This is a genomic window from Nitrospiraceae bacterium (assembly GCA_019637075.1).
GTDB lineage: Bacteria > Nitrospirota > Nitrospiria > Nitrospirales > Nitrospiraceae > JAHBWI01.
Genome location: JAHBWI010000001.1, coordinates 335,257 through 353,175, shown reverse-complemented (window position 1 = coordinate 353,175; position 17,919 = coordinate 335,257). Strand labels below are relative to the sequence as shown.

The following is a 17,919-nucleotide window of genomic DNA, read 5'->3' as shown; positions in this document are numbered from 1 at the left end:
CGAGGACGACGCATGAATGTAGCCATGTTCGCAGAGGTGTCGGCGGAACGGGTGATCGGCGGGGCCGAGCGGGTGTTGCAGAACCAAGCCATGGGGCTGCAGGCGCGCGGGCACGAGGTGACCATCGTCACCCGCGCCAGGCATGAACAGGACGCGGATGTCTGCGCCGTCGGCCGAGCGCGGGAGTTTCGCTATCAGGTCAATCGGCAGCATGAACTGTCGTTTGTCGCCTCCACGGTCCGCCGATCCGTCGGAGCTTTCGATCGGGCGACGGAGGGGAAGCGCGTCGACATCGGACTCATCCATCAGTCGTTGGCCGGCCTCGGGGTGTTGCTGCAGCGGCCGCAGCGGGCCGCCCAATGGGTGTATATGTGCCTGTCGCTGGCGCATGAAGAATTTGAAACGCGAGTGGCAGCCGGCTCGTCGCTGGATCGGCAACTCCGTTGGGCGATCAATGCTCGTGCGCGACGTTGGATCGAAGGAGTCGTGATGCGGCGATGCCATCGCGTGGTGGTCTTGAGCGAGTTCATGCGCCGCCGCGTGATGGATGTCCATGGCATCGCCGCGCACCGCATCGACCTCATCCCCGGCGCCGTGGATCTGCATCGTTTCGCGCCGCCCGATTCGCGTGAGGCTGTGCGTGCCGAGTTGGCGTGGCCTGCCGATCGCCAGGTGCTCTTCACCGTGAGGAATTTGGTGCCGCGCATGGGATTGGAAAACCTGTTGGACGCCGTCTACCGCCTCAAGGCCGACCATCCCAGGCTGCTCGTGTTGATCGGCGGGGAGGGGCCTCTGCGGGAAAAACTGGAGGAGCTGATCCAGAACTATCACTTGGATCAGCACGTGCGTTTGCTCGGGTTCGTGCCGGAGGGGTTGCTGCAGCAGTACTACCAGGCGGCGGACCTTGTGGTGATGCCGACGTTGCAGTTGGAAGGTTTTGGTCTGGTGACCGTCGAGGCGATGGCCTGCGGCACACCGGTTCTGTCCACGCCCGTGGCAGCGCTGCCCGAAGTCGTCGGACGGATCGATCCGGCCTTGGTCGCGGAGGGCCGAGAGGGCGCCGCCCTTGCGCAGGCGCTTGATCGGATGCTGCGGCGCTTCAGGCAGGATCCGAACGAACGGGCGAGACTCTCCGCCAAAGGGCGGCGGTTGGTGGAACAGATCTACAACTGGGAGCGGCATTGCGAAGAACTCGAACGGGTGCTTGGCGGAAGCCCGCGTGCGTTGTCCCTCGAGGCTGCCTGAGTCGGATCATGACCACGGCCCCCCACCGCATCATTCACGTCATTACCAGGCTCGACTATGGGGGCTCGGCGCAAAACACCATGGTGACTGCGCTCCGCCATTCGAAGGACGACTTCGCGCCGATGGTCATCGCGGGGGTTCCCGGAAGGTGGGATGCGCAAGGCGGCGAGGCCGCGACGGAAGACAATTGCCTCCGTTTGAACCGAGTCGGTATTGCCTGGCAGCTCCTGCCGACGCTCGTGCGGCCGGTTCGTCCCCTGGCTGACCTGAGAACCCTCTGGAGTCTGGTCCGTATATTTCGGCGGGAGAAGCCCGTATTGGTTCATACGCATACCTCGAAGGCCGGCGTCCTCGGCCGCATCGCCGCATGGATCGCACGAGTTCCTGCCGTCGTGCACACCCCGCACGGACATGTGTTCTATGGGCACTTCGGTTCGGCCACGACGAAGCTCTTTCTCCATATTGAACGGTGGCTGAGTCGGTTCACGCATCGCATGGTGGCGCTCACCGAAGCTGAACGGGCCGATCATCTGGACCGTGCCGTCGGTGAGGCGGGGAAGTTCGCGGTGGTGCCGAGCGGCATCGATCTCGATCGATTCCGACAGGTGGCTGTGGGGGACAAGGCCGCACCTGAGACCTTTGCCTGCCCTCCCGATGCGTTCGTGGTGGGGTCCGTGGGCTGGCTCACGGGTATCAAGGGCCATCGCTTCCTCATCGAGGCAGTGGCGGAACTTGCGGCGGACCATCCCGACCTGCACCTGGTGATCGTCGGCAGCGGCGACTTGAAGGGAGCGCTCGAACAATTGGCCACCTCGCTCGGTCTACGCAAACGCGTGCATCTGATCGGGCGGCGGGAGGACGTGGATCTTTGCCTGGCCGGGATGGATCTGTTCGTGCTGCCCTCTCTCAACGAAGGCATGGGGCGCGCCCTGATCGAAGCGATGGCGGCCGGGTTGCCGGCGATTGCGACGAGGGTCGGCGGTGTGCCGGCCTTGATCGAGGACGGACGGACGGGGTTGTTGGTCCCTCCGGCTGACAGTCATGCGTTGGCTGCTGCAATTCGGACATTGGTCGAAGACCCAGCAAGGCGGCGGGCGATGGGAGCGGCGGGACAGGCTTCCGTCACGGAACGGTTTTCCGACGGCGCGATGGTCCGGTCCTTGGAGCGTCTGTACCGGGATCTATTGACCGAGGTCGGGGCATGGTGAGCGCGACCGGCAGCGCCGGGCTGTGGCTGGGATCCGCGCTGTGCGTCGGCCTGAGCCTGGTCGGTCCTGCACCGGCTCTCCTCGCCGGGCCGGGCGAATCCGCCACCATCGAGCTGGTCACGGCAATCCATGTGCACAGCCGCGCCAGCACCGGCGACCTCACGCTGGATGAGTTGGCATCTCGGGCCGAACAATTGGGGATTGATGCTTTGCTGCTGACGGAGAACCTCGCGCTCGAGTACGAGTATGGGCTGCGGCCAGTCGAATCGTTCATTAAGGTGAAGACGTCTTTTCCGTCTCTTATGAAGTCGGGGGTCGAGGAGTACCTGCACGAGGTCGAGGAGGCGCAGGCCAGGCATCCCAAGGTACTGCTCGTCCCCGGAGTGGAAGTGGCCCCCTATTACTTTTGGTCCGGCTCGCTCCAAGACCGGACCCTCACCATGCACAATGCTCAACGCAATCTGTTGGTCTTTGGCCTCCCCACGGCGGAAGCCTATCGGCGATTGCCGGCGCTCGGTAACCACGATAGTTATCGCCAGGCTGGTAACTGGCCCGGCGGCGTGCTTCCGGCATTGTTGCTGCTTTCGGCCCTGTGGGTCGGCGTTCCGCGCCATGGAACGGTGACTGCTCACCAGCCGGCGCGGCTGGAGAAGGGCAAGGTACTCTTGGCGGGGGGGTTGCTCGCTGCCGCCCTGCTGATCGCTTTGAACAACTGGCCATTCGCGGCACCGCCCTTCAGCCCATACGAGGAGCGCGCGGGATTTCGCCCACATCAGGCACTCATCGACAGTGTGTCTGCGCAGGGTGGCATGGCCTTTTGGTCGCTGCCGGAGGCACGGGACTTTCGTCAACCCTCGCTCGGTCCGTTCGGGACGATCACCATTAAGACCGATCCCCATCCGGAAGCCCTGCTGCTCACGGAAGGCCATCAGGGATTCGGTGGACTCTATCAGGAGGGTCGCACGATCCAGCATCCCGGCGGCGTCTGGGACCAGCTCGTGGCGCTGTACCAGTCGGGCCAGCGTCGCCTGCGCCCCACGATGATCGGAGAGATCGCGTTCCACAGCAGCGACCATGCGAAGAAGGAGTTGGATCAGGTGCTGACGGTGGTGTCCGTACGTGAGCGTTCCATCGCGGGCCTCTTGCAGGCGTTACGGGAAGGAAGGGCATATGCCGTCGAACGGTACCACAAGGAGTTCCGGCTGACCTTGGATACGTTTCGGCTGGAGCTTGGCGAAGGGCGCTCGGCGGTGGGACCTGGCCGGATGCTCGTCCGGCAAGGCATGGAGCCGATCACCGTGCATGCGCGTGTCTCGACGACCGATCAAGCGCCGCATCGCGTGGCAGTGCGAGTGATCCGGTCCGGCGAAGTCCTGGCCAAGCGCGAGGGGGATACGCCGGTGGATATCGATGTGACGGACTCGAAGCTGGCGGCCTTCTCTCCCGGGGCCTACCGGCTGGAAGTGACAGGAGGAGGGACGGGCGAGTTGTTGAGCAATCCGATTTATGTGCAATCATCGGAGAGCAGGAGCTGACATGCGCGTGACGATTCATCAGCCGCAATTTCTGCCGTGGCTCGGATATCTGGACAAGATCGACCAAGCGGACCTCTTCGTGGTGCTGGACAATGTGCAGTTTAAGAAGAATGAGTGGCAGAACCGTAATCGGATTCGCACCGCCGAGGGGTGGCAGTGGCTGACGGTGCCGGTGCTGCATCGGTTCGGTCAGCGTCTCCACCAGGTGGAGATCAACCCGACCTCGCATTGGCAGAGCCAACATTTGCGGGCCGTCGAGATGCACTATGCGCGGGCCCCTTATCGGGATCGATACCTGCCGGAGCTGCAGGCCATCTATGAGATGACTTGGCCCACGCTGACCGAATTGAACCTGGCAGTCCTCCGCTGGATGATGGATGCGATGGGCATCACGACGCCGGTTCGGGTCGCGTCGGAGTTTCTGTTGAGGGACAATGCGACGGATCGCCTGATCGATATCTGTCATGCGGTCGGGGCGGGACGGTATCTCTGCGGCCCCGGCGCCGAAGGCTACATGGACAAACCCCGTTTTCTCGCGTCGGGTGTCCTGTTGGAAATGCAGTATTTTCACCATCCAACGTACGGGCAATGCTACGATCCATTCATGCCGGGCCTTTCGGCCTTAGACCTTTTGTTATGTCATGGACCGGAGTCCGGGATGATCCTGCGCGAGGCCCGCGAATCCGGAGAGCCGGCACGACAGGGCCGGTGGTGAGCAGCCGGGAGGAGGGATAATGGTCGCTCGTTCGGCAAACTCCATGCGGATCCTGGCTTTAGGCGCACATCCCGATGATATCGAGGCGGGCTGCGGCGGGACGCTCATCAAGTATGCCCAGAACGGCCACCGGATTTTCCTCATGATCATGACCGACGGGGCGCAGGGGGCCTCGCCAAGGATGCGCAAGCGAGAGCAGGCGGCGTCGGCGAAGCTGCTCTGTGCGGAGAAGATCTACTGGGGAGGCTATCCGGACACCGAGGTGCCCCAAGATCGCGAAGTCATCCATAAGGTGGAGCGGGTCGTCGACGAGGTTAAGCCTCATTTCATCTTCGTCAATTACCACGACGATACGCACCAGGACCATCGGCATCTAGCGGTCAGCACGATCACCGCGACGCGCTATACGAAGAACGTATTGTTTTACGAGGGGCCCACGACGCAGAACTTCGCCCCGACCGTGTTTGTCGATATCGACACGGTATTGGAGGAGAAGATCGCGTCGATCCAGGCGCATGCGTCGCAAGTGAGGAAGACGAACATCGAAGGGCTGAGCATCGTGGACGTCATCCGTTCCGCCGCGCATTTCCGGGGAATTCAGGGCCGCGTCAAGAACGCGGAGGGCTTTATTCCGCTCCGGCTCTTCATTAATATCGACGCGTGACGCGATGAGCCTGATTCCCCACTCCCGCCCTTTGTTGGGACAAGATGAGATCCGTGCTGCCACGGAGGTGCTCCGTTCCGGCCAGATCGCCGAAGGTCCGTTTGTGGACCAATTCGAGCGGGGAATGGCCGCGTATCTGGGGTTGCAGGGCGGCGTGGCCGTCAGTAGCGGGACCGTGGGTTTGGAACTGGCGCTGCGCGTCTTGGGAGTGGGACACGGGGATAACGTCATCATTCCCAGTTACGTCTGTTCCGCTCCGTGGCTGGCGATTCAACGGGTGGGTGCCCAGGCCCGCCTCGTCGACATCGAGCCCGACACCTTCAATCTGGACCCGCACAAAGTTCGAAAGGCCCGGACAATCCGCACCCGCGCCGTCATCGTGCCGCATATGTTCGGCCTGCCAGCCGACCTCACTGCGCTCCAAGCCCTGGGTGTTCCCCTGATCGAAGATTGCGCTCAGACCCTCGGAGCGACGGAGCAGGGGAGAACGGTCGGTACGGTGGGCATCCTCACGGTCTGTTCCTTCTACGCGACCAAGCTGCTCTGCACCGGCGAAGGCGGCATGGTGCTCTCGAACGACGCGGTCTTGTTGGAACGCCTCCGCTCGCTTCGGGAGTACGACCACGCGCCTTCGCTCAATGCCCAGGCCTACAATTGCAAAATGACCGACCTGCAGGCGGCGATCGGAATCGAGCAACTGAATCGGCTCGGCTCGTTCCTGGAACGTCGCGCCGCGCTGGCAGCCGCCTATCACGAAGCCTTGCCCTCCCAAATCTTTACGCCGCCCGTTGTGCCGGAGGGACGAACCCATAGTTACTACCGGTATGTGGTGCGTCTACCGAAAGGGATGCAATCCGGGGAAGATCTCACGTCGTTGCTGGCGCGGATCGAACATCGTGACGTGCAATGCCGGAAGCCGGTCTTCAGGCCCCTCCATCGCTATTTGGAACTTTCGGACTTTCCCGCGTCGGAAGAAGCGGACCGTACGGCGGTGTCGCTGCCCATTCATCCGTCGATGTCCGAAGAAGATGTGGCCAGAATCGCCCATGTCCTGAACGAGGAATTTCAATGAAGCCGATGGAGACCAATCTTCAGGCGCCCCTGTTCACGGGACAGTGGCGACGGCTCACGCCGGCCGCCATCGGGGCCTTTCTCGGCGCGTTGGCGCTGACCCTGCCGTGGGTCAGAAACCTGTTTGTCACCGAAGGCTTTCGCTGGCTCTATGTCCTGCTCTTTGCGTTTCTCGGAGCCGGGGCGCTGACGCCGATGTTGATCCATGCCGCGCATCAATGGGGACTGATGGATGTGCCCTCGGAGCGGCGCGTGCATCGGGAACCGACCCCTCGCCTCGGCGGCATCGCCGTGTATTTTGGGTTTGTCGGGTCCGTCCTGCTCAACTCCATCGTGCCGGAGGGGATGGTGGGGATCCTGATCGCCTCCACGTTGATGTTGGTGGTCGGTGTCCTCGACGATGTGCGGGATCTCTCCGCGGGGACCAAACTACTGGTGCAATTCGGAGCGGCAGGAATCGTGATCGCGACCGGAAAGGTGCTCACGCTGTTTCCTGCCGGTCCGGTCGGGGACGCCGCCAATGTCGCGCTGACGCTCTTCTGGATTATCGGGATTACGAATGCCTTCAATTTCTTCGACGGCATGGATGGGTTGGCGGCAGGACTGGCTGTCTTGATGGCGGGTTTCATGAGCATGGTTGCGTTCGAGACGAACCAACCCAGTCTCGGATGGCTGTCGATCGCCATCATCGGGGCTTGTCTGGGATTCTTGCCCTACAACTTCCGCGGCAAGCAGTCTGCGCTGATTTTTCTGGGAGACGGCGGCTCGACCTTTCTGGGATTCACGCTGGCTTGCTTGGCCGTGAAGGGCAATTGGGCGGATAACAACCCGATCGTTTCCTTCAGCAATCCATTGCTCATCTTCGGCGTGCTCATTTACGACATGGTGCACATTACCGTGGAGCGGATTGTCACCGGCAAGGTCAACAACATTCACGACTGGCTGGCGTATGTCGGCAAAGACCATCTTCACCATCGTCTCGAGCGGGCGCTGGGCAGTCGCCAAGCCAGCATCGCGATGATCTTCACCCTCACCATCTGCCTCGGTCTCGCCGCGTTGGCGTTACGCCACGCCGGCACCAGCGAAGCCATCCTCCTCTTGACCCAAGCTTGCCTGATCGTCATCATGGTCACGATTCTCGAATTGTCGACCAGACGGCGATAACACGTCATAACAGCTCGTCGTCCGTCGCGCGCGAAGCGTATGGCGTCTCGCTTCGATGCGATGTATCGTGGTCACGTCTGTCGAGCCGTTGAATGGACATGCGCTGGTGGCGCATGCCGCGCCAAGGAACTCACACAAGGATGGATCGATGGTTCCGACAGTCGAATGGAAAGATGGGGCCGTGCGGTTGCTGGACCAGAGCCGCTTACCAGGCCAGGTGGAGTTTCTCGATTGCCGGGATTACCGGGCGGTCGCTCACGCGATCCGCGAATTGAAGGTACGCGGAGCTCCTGCCATCGGCGTGACGGCGGCGATGGGGGTCGCACTCGGCGCGCAGACCGTCACAGCGTCCGACTACGGCGCTTTCGCCGAACAGGTCGACGAGATCTGCGATCACTTGGCCGCGGCCCGTCCTACGGCCGTCAATTTGTTTTGGGCGATCGCCCGGATGAAGCAGAAGCTCGCCGCCTGCAAGGCTCAGCCGGTCGCCCAGATCAAGGAGGAACTCGTCCGCGAATCGCAAGCGATCCTGGATGAAGACATCGCGCTTTGCAAAGCGATGGGCAGGCACGGAGCGGTTCTGATTAAGGACGGCCAGACGGTGCTGACTCACTGCAATGCCGGGGCGCTGGCAACCGCCGGGTACGGGACGGCCTTGGGCGTGATTCGTGCGGCCTGGGAGCAGGGGAAGCAGATCCGAGTCATTGCCGATGAGACCAGGCCTGTCCTCCAAGGGGCGAGGCTTACGGCTTGGGAACTGATGCAGGACAAGATTCCGGTGACCTTGATCACGGACAACATGGCCGGGAGTTTGATGCGGCAGGGTAAGATTCACCTCTGCGTCGTCGGGGCGGATCGTATCGCTGCAAACGGCGACGTCGCGAACAAGATCGGAACGTACTCGGTGGCCGTCTTGGCCAAGGCGCACGGAATTCCCTTTTACGTCGCCGCGCCCTACAGCACGATCGACCTGGCGACCAAGACCGGTGCCGACATCCCTATCGAAGAGCGGAACCCGCTCGAGGTCACCTCCATTCACGGAAGCCATCCCATCGCCCCCGAGGGCGTGGCGGTCTTCAATCCAGCGTTCGATGTGACGCCCGCGGACTTGATCGCCGGCATCATCACCGAACGGGGCGTCTTCAAGCCCGAGGAGATTGCCGGACGGTTCCGCTTCTAGCCGCAGGCCTGGGCATTTTTCGCTTATTTGCTTTGCCGTTACCTTGCCAGCACTTCCGGCGCTTCTTTATAATGGCGCCGGGTTTTCTCTATTGATCCACACGCGACATTTTTAGCCCAAGGAGCCTGACGACCCATGAGTGAACGTACCCTTGCCATCATCAAGCCCGACGCCGTGAAGAAGAACGCGATCGGAGACATCGTTGCCCGCTACGAACAAGCCGGCCTGAAGCCGGTCGCCATGCGGCTGATGCACATGTCCAAATCGACCGCTCAGGGCTTTTACGCCGTGCACAAGGCGCGGCCGTTCTTCGACAGCCTCTGCACGTTCATGTCGTCGGGACCTTGTCTCGTCCTGGTCCTGCAAGGGGAGAACGCCATCAAGAAGAACCGCGATCTGATGGGAGCCACCGATCCGGCCAAGGCCGAGGCAGGCACGATCCGCAAGGCCCACGGGGCCAACATTGAGTTCAACGCGGTGCACGGCTCGGATGCACCGGAGACGGCCAAGTTCGAAATCGGCTACTTCTTCGCCGAAATGGATTTGGTCGGGTGATTCAAAACGCAGCCGGTGGCGCGCAGTTCTGCTGTGCGCCGCCGCTCGTGTGATCCGGCAACATCTCTCCTCCGGCGCGAATTGCTCGCGCCGCTGTTCTCCTTCAAGCACCCATGATCTTTTTCAGGTGAACCCCCTTCGACTATTCCGTATGGCCCGCATCTGCGTCAGTCTCTTCTGCACCGCGAAACGCGCGGATGGCGTGGGGTCGTCTTTCCCCTCATTGACTTCGAGTCCGTTCCTCCACACAATCGGGCCACGATGGCCATGAAACCGATCGAAATCCGGATTGCGCAACCTAGGCCTCCGGCAGGTGACGACGAACCGACGTTCCCACCCTATCGTGGTCCGGCCCTGTTCTCGTATGGATTCCGCCCGTTCTTCCTCTCTGCCGCAATGTTTGCCGGACTGGCGGTGCCGATCTGGGTCTGGCTCTATGCGGGCAGCCTCAACCCTGGGTTTCTGTACGCCCCTCGTGAATGGCACGTCCATGAAATGCTGTTCGGGTTTCTTCCCGCGGTGATCTCCGGGTTTCTGATGACGGCGGTACCCAATTGGACGGGGCGGCCACCATTGCGTGGCGTGCCGCTGGTGGCGATGTGGATGCTCTGGCTGGCAGGTCGAGCGGCCATGGTTCTCGGGGCGCCGGGATCCTTTCTTGCGGCGCTGCTGGACGGGCTGTACCCGGTGGCACTGGCTCTGTGGCTCTGGCGGGAATTGATCGCCGGGCGCAGTTGGGGCCAGGCGCCGGTCGGTGTGATCATCAGTCTGTATGCCGGAGCGAATGTGCTGTTTCATGAGCGGGCGCTGCCAGGGATGCCGACGGATCTTCCCGAGCGCATGGTGCTGGGCCTCATCATGCTGCTGTTGACGGTGATCGGTGGCAGGCTGACGCCGAATTTCACCCGCGAATTCTTCGTGCAGCACCGCATCCAGCCGCTTCCGCCGCCCTTCTCCCGCTTCGATGCGATTTCGTTGGGTTTGGTGGTGGCGGCGGTCCTGCTGTGGATTGCGGCGCCGGGACTGATCGTCGCCGGGCCGATCTTGATTGCGGCCGGCATGTCGTCGCTCGTGCGTTTGGGACGATGGCACGGGTGGCTCGCCTGGCGAGAACCCCTCGTGCTGGTCCTGCACCTGGGCTATGGCTGGCTGGGGTTGGCGCTCGTGGCGCTGGGCGGCTCATTGCTGGGTGTCGGGCTTCAACCGGCCGATGCGTTGCATATGCTCACGGCCGGGTCGGTCGGGACAATGACGTTGGGCGTGATGACGCGCGCGAGTCTGGGGCACACGGGGCGGCCGAAAACGGTCGGGCCGATGACGATCGCGATCTATTCGTTGGTGATGCTGGGTGCGCTGTTGCGGGTAGTCGTGCCGAGCCCTTCTGCTCCCACAGCCGCCACACACCTCGTGTTGGCGTTGGCGTCTCTTGGCTGGAGCGGGGCCTATCTCCTCTTCGCGCTGGTCTATGGACCCTATCTCTGTCGTCCCAGCCTGGATGACTGATCCTTTCCTAGGTCGATCCGCGCTTCGACTCATTCCACGATCAACGTGCCGGTCATGTTCTGGTGCCCTTTGCGGCGGCAAATATAAAGGTATGTACCGGGGGGGAGCGCTGCGGTGAGGGTGATCGATTCGCCGGGACGCAAAGGGATCCCGTTGGCGCCTGACTCCTTGTCGGTCTTCCCGTTGGAGGCTGCGGGTGCGTACATGAGCAGGGGACTGTCGAATTCATGGAGCTCCCGGCCTGCATTGTAGATTGTGAGGGTCAGGGGAGCTGCCGCACTGACTGTGATCAGGTCCGGCGTGAAGCGAAAATCCTCGGCGGTCAGGGAGACGGACTGAGAACTGTCACAAGCGGTCAACAGCGCCAGTAGGAGCAAACAGTTCCTTGCTCCTGTTCGGTCTCTCGTATCTCGGGGCTTGATGACGACCATGGGCGCATCGACGAAATCGACTTCGCGCTGTTCGAACAACGGCGGAGTCGGGTGTGAGTGAAAGAGGTGCCTAGGCGTGCTGTTTCCACTTGATGCTGCAACCGACGCTGGGCTTCTGGTGTGTGTCGACTGATCGCTCGGCGAGGACCGCGTCGACGGCGGCGCGCAGATCCCGCCCTGTGACTGGCGTGCTACTGCCTGGCCTGGAGTCGTCGAGCTGTCCCCGGTATACCAGCTTCCGCTGCCGGTCGAACAGGTAAAAGTCCGGTGTGCAGGCGGCCTGGTACGTGCGTGCCACCTCTTGAGTCTCGTCGAAGCAGAATGGAAATGTGAACCCGAGCCGTTCCGCCATGGCCTTTAATTCCGATGGGGCGTCTTCCGGGTAGGTGATCGGATCATTGCTGCTGATCGCGAGGATGCCGAGAGCGGTATTCTGATAATCGCGCCCTAGTCGGGCCAGTTCCTGCTCCACATGCACCACATAGGGGCAGTGGCGGCAAATGAACATGATGAGGAGCGCGGACCGCCTGTTGAAAGATTCCAGGCTGTACCGTTGTCCGCTGACGACGTCCGGCAGGTTGAATGCCGGGGCTTGCGAGCCCAGAGGAAGCATGACGGATGCGACGCCCATGGCGGACCTCATCAATGGATAATTAGGCGATCAGCTCGGTTGTGCATGAGCCGGTTTCCTGGAGCTCACGCAGTCCTCTGCCGAGCTCTTCCCTGAGGCTTGCAATCTACTGGAGGGATGGGCAGGAGGCAAGGAGGGCGAGCGGAGCTGACGGATGGCGGCCCGGGTCCCGTTGCGTCCGTGAGGGACTCTTGTGTATCGTGCCTTTATGGGATGGGCGTGGTTGGTGGTGGGGGACCAGTGAAAGACGGATATCGGTTGATCGTGGTGGATCGGGCGGGAGTGCTCGTATCCGAGTTCCAACTGACCGACCAGGCCCTCTCGAGACCGGAGGCCTTCGTGGCAGGAATCAGGGCTGCCATCGAAGAAATCGAGGAAGAAGACCCTGAGTGAAGAAGGAGCCAACGATGCCGAAGACGATGTCTGTATGGGGGGGAGTTGTCGCGAGCCTGGTCCTGTGTGCGGGAATCGGTTTGGCTTCGGAACCGGCCGAGATCGAAAAATTCGTGAATGCCCGTATCGAGATCGGCGAGATGATGACGAATTACTTCCAGGGTGGTCAAGGATACAGCGAAGGGCAGGCACCCTCGGCGGATCAGATGCGCGCGATGCGCGAGGACATCAACGCGAAGCTGGCCAAACTACTGTCCAAGTACAATTTGGGGGTGGATGAATACCGGCAACGCAGCAAAGAAGTCCTAGCCGATGAGGCCGGGGTGAAGGGCTATCTCGAGGCCCATCCCGATCTCAAGAAACGGTATGAGGCGCTTCCCTTCGACCGAATGGGACGCGGCTCGAGCGGGCGGGGGTACTGATTTCCGTCTTGGTCGTGTCCGGTCTAGAGACTGACCCCGCGTCGCCGGACCATCGGCGGCGCGGCATTCCTCCCTCTGACTTCCTTTCCGACATGCTTCTCCTTAGGGAATGTGCTAGGGCCGTTTTCCACAGACATAGAAAGAAACTGTGCATAACTGTTCCTCAGTTCAGGGTTGACATTCCCTTCCGGTCCGTGAACGCAACGCCAAATACGTAACATCCGTAGGTTTGGGCACGAATTGTGGTAAAGAAAAGATTTGTCCTGTCAAGCCACAAGATATTGGGGAATCGATCCCGGCGCCACAATGCCTAATTTTTAGGCAAAATGCTGGCTTTGGGCGTTTTGTGGGCAGTTTTTTCACTCACACCGTTTCTATTCACAACGTTATCCACAGAAGTTGTGGAGCATGGGACGGCGATCGAACAAGTGCTTGGAATATCAATGATATGGTCGCTTGGTCGGCCGAATGTATGACGCAGGTCCTATTTATCGGGCTTGGGAAGATCGGCCATGCTGAATGGAATCGGCACCGGGCACTCTGGATGAGGTCGATCACCGACAGAGGCGGAACTCCGCCTCAGCAGAAGGACCGGTGCTGTACTAGGGTGTGCAAACGGCTTTGTCGGGCGAGGGATGCGAACCAAGACGAGGCCGCGGCGGCAAATGGCCGATCTATGCGGCTTGGCCGGTCGGCGGCAGATTGTGAGAGGGAACAGGAGGGGGATATGGCGAGACTGGTGGTCGCAGTTTTGGGGCTGATCCTTTATTGGGGTGGCACGGCCTCGGCCGAGTGGGTGAAGACCGGTGGAACGCATAAGTATGACGGCTATGTCGACATGAGTACGATCGCGCCGACGGCGCAGTTGGTGACGATGTGGACGCTCAAGGATTTCACGGTCACCCGGCAGATTCCTGCCGGCGACTATCGATCGGTCAAAACCAAGCGCCAGTATGATTGCAAGAACCAGCGGAGCCGGCCCTTATCCGTGAAATATTATGCCGGCCAAATGGCCAAGGGCCGGTTGTTGTTCGCGGGAAAGGGGACGAGGGAATGGTCGCGTGTCACTCCCACCAGCGAAGGGCACGCGGAAATGAGCATCGCGTGCAAGCAACCGTCCACGTAACGGTTGCGGCGAGTGGACAGGCCGGCCTCAGGCCCACCGCTGTCGCCGTTCGACCCGACTTCTTGTTGCGTTTCTCTTCCTGGCCTCTCTCGCCCGCATCTTCTCAGTCGAACCACCATCCGCTCACGCCTTTCAGGATGACCCGACCCTCCGTGCGCTAGCCGAACAGGGTGATGCGAATGCGCAATGGCTGCCAGCCGGACAATTGGCCTCATCCAACAAGGCGGCCGACTTGCTTGCCTGGCTCCGGCGAGCGGCGGAGCAGGGGCATGGGATTGCGCAGCGTGACCTCGGTCTGCGGTATGGAATGGGAGAGGGTGTAGAACGAGACCCGGCGCAAGCGATGATTGTGGGTGATGCGGATCAGGCTCGTAACAACAGGGTGATCAGCAGCCCGACCGCGAGCAGAGCCATCACACCAATCGCGGCCCAGGCGATCCAAAGCGAGCGGCGGATCGTGGCCAATGTCCCCTGCAATCGGATCAAGGCCTCGGCCTGTGTGGTTAGGATCCGGCTTTGGGTTTCCAGTCGCTCCTGAAGCAGGAGCAACTGGTCCGAGCCTGCGGTTTGCGGGGGAGGGGCGGTCCGTCGGCGTTCGAAGCTTTTCAGTATTTCAGGGGCCTGGTCGATGACGACCGGCATCAGCTTCTTGAACATGAACAGGGCGGTAGACCAGGGGATCGCCGGCATGGACGCTCCATCGCGGGGGCTGGTTCAATAAGACCGGTCACTGCATTTAACAGCAGAACGAGCGTCTCGCGCAAGAGACAGGAGTCGGTGCGCTGGGCCGCTTGACTCACCGCTTGGTGGAGGCCCATGATATCGATGTGGGAGGAGTTAACGCCCCGAGGGAATATGGTTCATCAGGGGGTCGAGCGCTGAGGATGGTGTGCATGCCCAGCTTGTACTGGGAAGCCTAAAGTTCTCCCAAGATCTCCGCCGTACCTAATCGTCCTCGGTTAGGTGCGTGCTCCTCCCACCCTAATCGCCCCGCATTGTGTACCAGCGCTTCTGCTCCAACGGCGGAGTCGCGGCTACGATCACCAACGGCGGGCGGGCTCGGCGCTCAGTTCTTCGACGGACCCCCGGTACACTTCGGTCCTTCCCGCCTCCGCGCGCCCGTCTCGCCGGCGACTTCCCCGTTTCGCGACGAAGCGTGGTAAACAGGATGGGATAGTTGGCCGTGCTTCATTGAACAAACCACACGACTTCGTCGATGCCTCGCTGGAAACTTCCTCGCCACGATTACTGGTCGACTCCCTTTGCCGAGGTGTTGCTCAAGCATCTCGATCTTCGACCTGGGTTATCCGTTCTTGATGTGGCGTCGGGCCATGGTATCCCGGCATTTCATCTTGCGGAGCAGGTGGGACCGACGGGCCAAGTCCTTGGCGTCGATCTCAGCGCAGGTCAGGTCGCTCGCGCACGGGCGATTCTGGGGCGCGACATGCCTTGGCTGCAGTTCGAATGTGCCGACCTTCGCATGCTGCCGCCGGAATGGCCGCAGTTCGATCGTATCACCGGCAACCTATCCGTGATGTTTTTTCGGCCTGATCGTTTCGCCGCACTGCGGAATCTGCTGACCCGTCTCAAGCCGGGCGGGCAGGTGGTCCTCACCTTTCCTTCCCAGGGCACGTTCGAGTCGCTCTGGAACCGAATCGATCGAGAGCTGGTCGAGCGCGGACATCGGCAGGAGCGGGAGCAATTCCACGTCTATCTGGCCGAACGGCCTTCAGCCGCGGACGCACAGAGGTGGTTGGAGAGACTCGGATGCGAGCGCATCCTCGTCGAGGAATGGCCGCTCGAGGTGACAAGCGGACCAGGACCGGCCCTGTTGCAGCATCCGCTGTTGCGCGGTGGCTTTCTCGATGACGTGTACGAGTGTTTCGGCGATCAGGTCGCAGCGGAAGCGATGATGACGGCGGTGGCGGATGATCCGGCGTCCTATGAGCCCCTTGTTGCGCAGCGTTGTGTGATGGCAGGCTGGAAGCCCTAAGCTCTCACGCACCGAGCGTCGGGAGGAGCCGCTCGGTGCGGTGTGCGGGAGGGAGATGTGGGATGTGGCGGTAGGACGAAACGTCATTCAATAGAGATACGCGTGCGGGGCAAGGTCTCAGGCGTCAGCACGACGGTGGCGAGCTGCCGTCGAAGCGGAGTGGCGCGATCGACCACCACGAGCGTCATCAGGCACATCATCGGGATCAGGCTTATCATGAGGAACACAATCATCAGCGACATCGTGCGACTCCGTGGTTGAGTGGATGAACGGCCGGGGTGAGTGCAATGCCAACGCCGACGGACCCCCTAGAATGGAGGGGGTATGAAAAGCACTGTGAATCAATAGATTGGGAGTCCGGAGCGGGGAAGCGATCAGTCTTTGGTCTCCCGGGTGGTTCTACCCCGTCCCCGGCTGCCGAATTTCGGAAATCCGGTGCCGGATCGTTCCTCCCCCATTCGATGGGGAGTGAGGACCGTGATGGCTGAGTAAGGAGGTGCGGATGGGCTCCATCCGAGATCCCCGGCGAAGGGCCCGTGCAACGCAGATTCTCGGCAGCATGGTGCTCTGTTGCCTTCTCGCTGCCTGCTCCTCCGCGCCGCTTCGTCCGGAAGCAGCCCAGGGTCCGCTGCGCGTCAGTGCCGAGAACCCGCGATATTTCTCCGACGATCGCGGCAACATTGTCTATCTGGCCGGATTCCATACCTGGAGAAATTTGCAGGACCTCGTGGTTCCCGGCGGCATTTCCGCTTTTGACTATCCTGGCTATTTGGATTTTCTTGTCGGACACCATCTGAATTTCTTCAGGCTGTGGCGACAGGAGGAGGCGTTCTCCGACCCGTTGCCGTATCAACGAACCGGGCCGGGCCTCGCGCTCGACGGCAAACTACGGTTCGACTTGGATCAACCCAATCCGGCGTTTTATACGCGACTGTCTCGACGTGTGGCGGAGGCGGAGCGTCGAGGCCTGTACGTCGCCGTCATGTTGTTCCAGGGGTGGAGCATCGAGCGCAAGGATCCGAAACGGCATGACGATCCCTGGGCCATGCATCCATTTCATCGCGCCAACAACGTGAATGGAGTCGATGGTGATCGTGACCGGGACGGAGAAGGCAAGGAGACGCACACGACCGGAGATCCCGCATTGCTCGCGCGGCAGGTCGCATTTGCGCGACGGGTGGTCGATGCGGTGAATGCATACGACAACGTGCTCTATGAGATTGCGAACGAAAGCACCGCGGAGTCTATGCAATGGCAGGAATCCCTGGTCCGCGCGATCCACGAGTATGAAGCCACGAAGCCGAAGCGACATCCGGTGATCGTGACGGCCCCATGGGGCAATCGCATCGAAGACCTATGGGCCAGCAAGGCCGAGGCGGTGTCGCCTGGGCTGCCCATTCCCGGCATGGACGAGTACCCCTACCGAGAGGATCCGCCCGCGAACGACGGGCGCAAGGTCATCATCAACGATACCGATCATCTGTGGGGAGTCGGCGGCACCAGAGCCTGGGTCTGGCAGAGTTTCATGCGCGGCCTGAATCCCATTTACATGGATCCTTACAGCTCCGAGGTCTGGCCGACTCTCTACGAGTCCGTGCGCGAGACACGCGATCAGGTCGTGCAGGCGATGGGGCAGACGCGGATGGTCTCCGGGCTCATACCCTTGGCACGCATGGCGCCGCGTGAGGATCTCTGTTCCAGCCGCTATTGCTTGGTAGATCCGGGACGGAGTTACGCGCTGTTCGTGCCTGCTCCCACGGGCGGGGATCGATCTTCCGTGACCGTCGAGCTTGCGCAGGCGGCAGGGATGTTCGATGTTCGCTGGCTCAATCTCGATGCCGATGAATGGATCAGCGAGACCCGTCGATTGCCCGGAGGCACTGTCACCTTCACGGCGCCGTTCGCGGGGGAGGCGGTATTGCTGCTCCTGTCTCGGTGATTCGCTGACGGCATGTCCACCTCAGGGGATCGAACGATCAAGGCGACGGCTCACCCTGTTGGATTCCAGGGGACGAAGGTGAGGTAATCCGGCAATCGCCTTGCGATCTCGTTGTTGCCAATGCAATCCATACGTGGGAGTTCG

Annotated in this window: 19 protein-coding genes; 15 read left to right on the top strand and 4 right to left on the bottom strand. The window is 61.5% G+C overall.

The features are described from left to right. Positions 1-12 precede the first annotated feature (12 nt). The 10 genes from KF814_01635 to KF814_01590 all read left to right on the top strand — a co-directional run bounded on the left by KF814_01635 (position 13) and on the right by KF814_01590 (position 10,840). Entirely contained in the window at positions 13-1,245 is a 1,233-nt protein-coding gene (locus tag KF814_01635) for a glycosyltransferase family 4 protein (GenBank protein ID MBX3234828.1), read from the top strand. A gap of 8 nt (positions 1,246-1,253) precedes the next feature. Next, positions 1,254-2,453, top strand: a complete 1,200-nt coding sequence (locus KF814_01630) for a glycosyltransferase family 4 protein (GenBank protein ID MBX3234827.1) — start codon at positions 1,254-1,256, stop codon at positions 2,451-2,453. After that, the gene (locus tag KF814_01625) at positions 2,447-3,988 is read left to right on the top strand and encodes a hypothetical protein (protein MBX3234826.1); all 1,542 of its coding nucleotides are present in this window, start codon (positions 2,447-2,449) and stop codon (positions 3,986-3,988) included. Before KF814_01630 ends, KF814_01625 begins: the two co-directional genes overlap by 7 nt. Position 3,989: 1 nt before the next feature. Next, positions 3,990-4,703 carry a WbqC family protein gene (locus KF814_01620; protein ID MBX3234825.1) on the top strand — a complete coding sequence of 238 codons (714 nt, stop codon included), beginning with the start codon at positions 3,990-3,992 and terminating at the stop codon, positions 4,701-4,703. Positions 4,704-4,722: 19 nt separating this feature from the next. Beyond that, positions 4,723-5,367: a PIG-L family deacetylase gene (locus tag KF814_01615; protein ID MBX3234824.1), complete on the top strand. Its 645-nt coding sequence runs from the start codon at positions 4,723-4,725 to the stop codon at positions 5,365-5,367. A 4-nt stretch (positions 5,368-5,371) separates the two neighbouring features. Further along, positions 5,372-6,439: a DegT/DnrJ/EryC1/StrS family aminotransferase gene (locus tag KF814_01610; GenBank protein ID MBX3234823.1), complete on the top strand. Its 1,068-nt coding sequence runs from the start codon at positions 5,372-5,374 to the stop codon at positions 6,437-6,439. Continuing rightward, complete coding sequence (locus tag KF814_01605) at positions 6,436-7,602, top strand: undecaprenyl/decaprenyl-phosphate alpha-N-acetylglucosaminyl 1-phosphate transferase (protein ID MBX3234822.1); 1,167 nt, start codon at positions 6,436-6,438, stop codon at positions 7,600-7,602. Before KF814_01610 ends, KF814_01605 begins: the two co-directional genes overlap by 4 nt. A 148-nt stretch (positions 7,603-7,750) precedes the next feature. Next, a complete protein-coding gene (gene mtnA, locus KF814_01600; GenBank protein MBX3234821.1) occupies positions 7,751-8,782 on the top strand; it encodes an S-methyl-5-thioribose-1-phosphate isomerase in 1,032 nt (343 codons plus the stop codon). Between the two features lie 135 nt (positions 8,783-8,917). Then, a complete protein-coding gene (gene ndk, locus KF814_01595; GenBank protein ID MBX3234820.1) occupies positions 8,918-9,337 on the top strand; it encodes a nucleoside-diphosphate kinase in 420 nt (139 codons plus the stop codon). Between the two features lie 267 nt (positions 9,338-9,604). Further along, on the top strand, positions 9,605-10,840 hold the full coding sequence (locus KF814_01590) for an NnrS family protein (protein ID MBX3234819.1): 1,236 nt from the start codon (positions 9,605-9,607) through the stop codon (positions 10,838-10,840). A 29-nt stretch (positions 10,841-10,869) separates the two neighbouring features. On the opposite strand, the gene KF814_01585 is transcribed toward KF814_01590, so the two are convergent. After that, a complete protein-coding gene (locus tag KF814_01585) occupies positions 10,870-11,310 on the bottom strand; it encodes a hypothetical protein (GenBank protein ID MBX3234818.1) in 441 nt (146 codons plus the stop codon). Between the two features lie 31 nt (positions 11,311-11,341). Continuing rightward, positions 11,342-11,902 carry a thioredoxin family protein gene (locus tag KF814_01580; protein MBX3234817.1) on the bottom strand — a complete coding sequence of 187 codons (561 nt, stop codon included), beginning with the start codon at positions 11,900-11,902 and terminating at the stop codon, positions 11,342-11,344. 240 nt (positions 11,903-12,142) lie between these two features. On the opposite strand from KF814_01580, the gene KF814_01575 reads away from it, so the two are divergent. The 3 genes from KF814_01575 (at position 12,143) to KF814_01565 (ending at position 13,843) form a co-directional block, all read left to right on the top strand. Further along, complete coding sequence (locus tag KF814_01575; protein ID MBX3234816.1) at positions 12,143-12,295, top strand: hypothetical protein; 153 nt, start codon at positions 12,143-12,145, stop codon at positions 12,293-12,295. 26 nt (positions 12,296-12,321) lie between these two features. Further along, positions 12,322-12,717 (top strand): hypothetical protein, encoded by a 396-nt coding sequence (locus KF814_01570; GenBank protein ID MBX3234815.1) that lies wholly within the window; start codon positions 12,322-12,324, stop codon positions 12,715-12,717. Positions 12,718-13,444: 727 nt separating this feature from the next. Beyond that, positions 13,445-13,843 (top strand): hypothetical protein, encoded by a 399-nt coding sequence (locus KF814_01565; protein ID MBX3234814.1) that lies wholly within the window; start codon positions 13,445-13,447, stop codon positions 13,841-13,843. Between the two features lie 363 nt (positions 13,844-14,206). Here KF814_01565 and KF814_01560 read toward each other — a convergent pair whose 3' ends face one another. Continuing rightward, positions 14,207-14,533, bottom strand: a complete 327-nt coding sequence (locus KF814_01560) for a hypothetical protein (GenBank protein ID MBX3234813.1) — start codon at positions 14,531-14,533, stop codon at positions 14,207-14,209. Positions 14,534-15,059: 526 nt separating this feature from the next. On the opposite strand from KF814_01560, the gene KF814_01555 reads away from it, so the two are divergent. Further along, positions 15,060-15,836 carry a class I SAM-dependent methyltransferase gene (locus tag KF814_01555; GenBank protein ID MBX3234812.1) on the top strand — a complete coding sequence of 259 codons (777 nt, stop codon included), beginning with the start codon at positions 15,060-15,062 and terminating at the stop codon, positions 15,834-15,836. Positions 15,837-15,919: 83 nt separating this feature from the next. Here KF814_01555 and KF814_01550 read toward each other — a convergent pair whose 3' ends face one another. Further along, positions 15,920-16,078 (bottom strand): hypothetical protein, encoded by a 159-nt coding sequence (locus tag KF814_01550; GenBank protein MBX3234811.1) that lies wholly within the window; start codon positions 16,076-16,078, stop codon positions 15,920-15,922. Positions 16,079-16,338: 260 nt separating this feature from the next. Between KF814_01550 and KF814_01545 the strand changes: the two genes are divergently transcribed. Then, positions 16,339-17,775, top strand: coding sequence for a hypothetical protein (locus KF814_01545; protein MBX3234810.1), 1,437 nt, complete (start codon positions 16,339-16,341; stop codon positions 17,773-17,775). Positions 17,776-17,919: the final 144 nt, after the last annotated feature.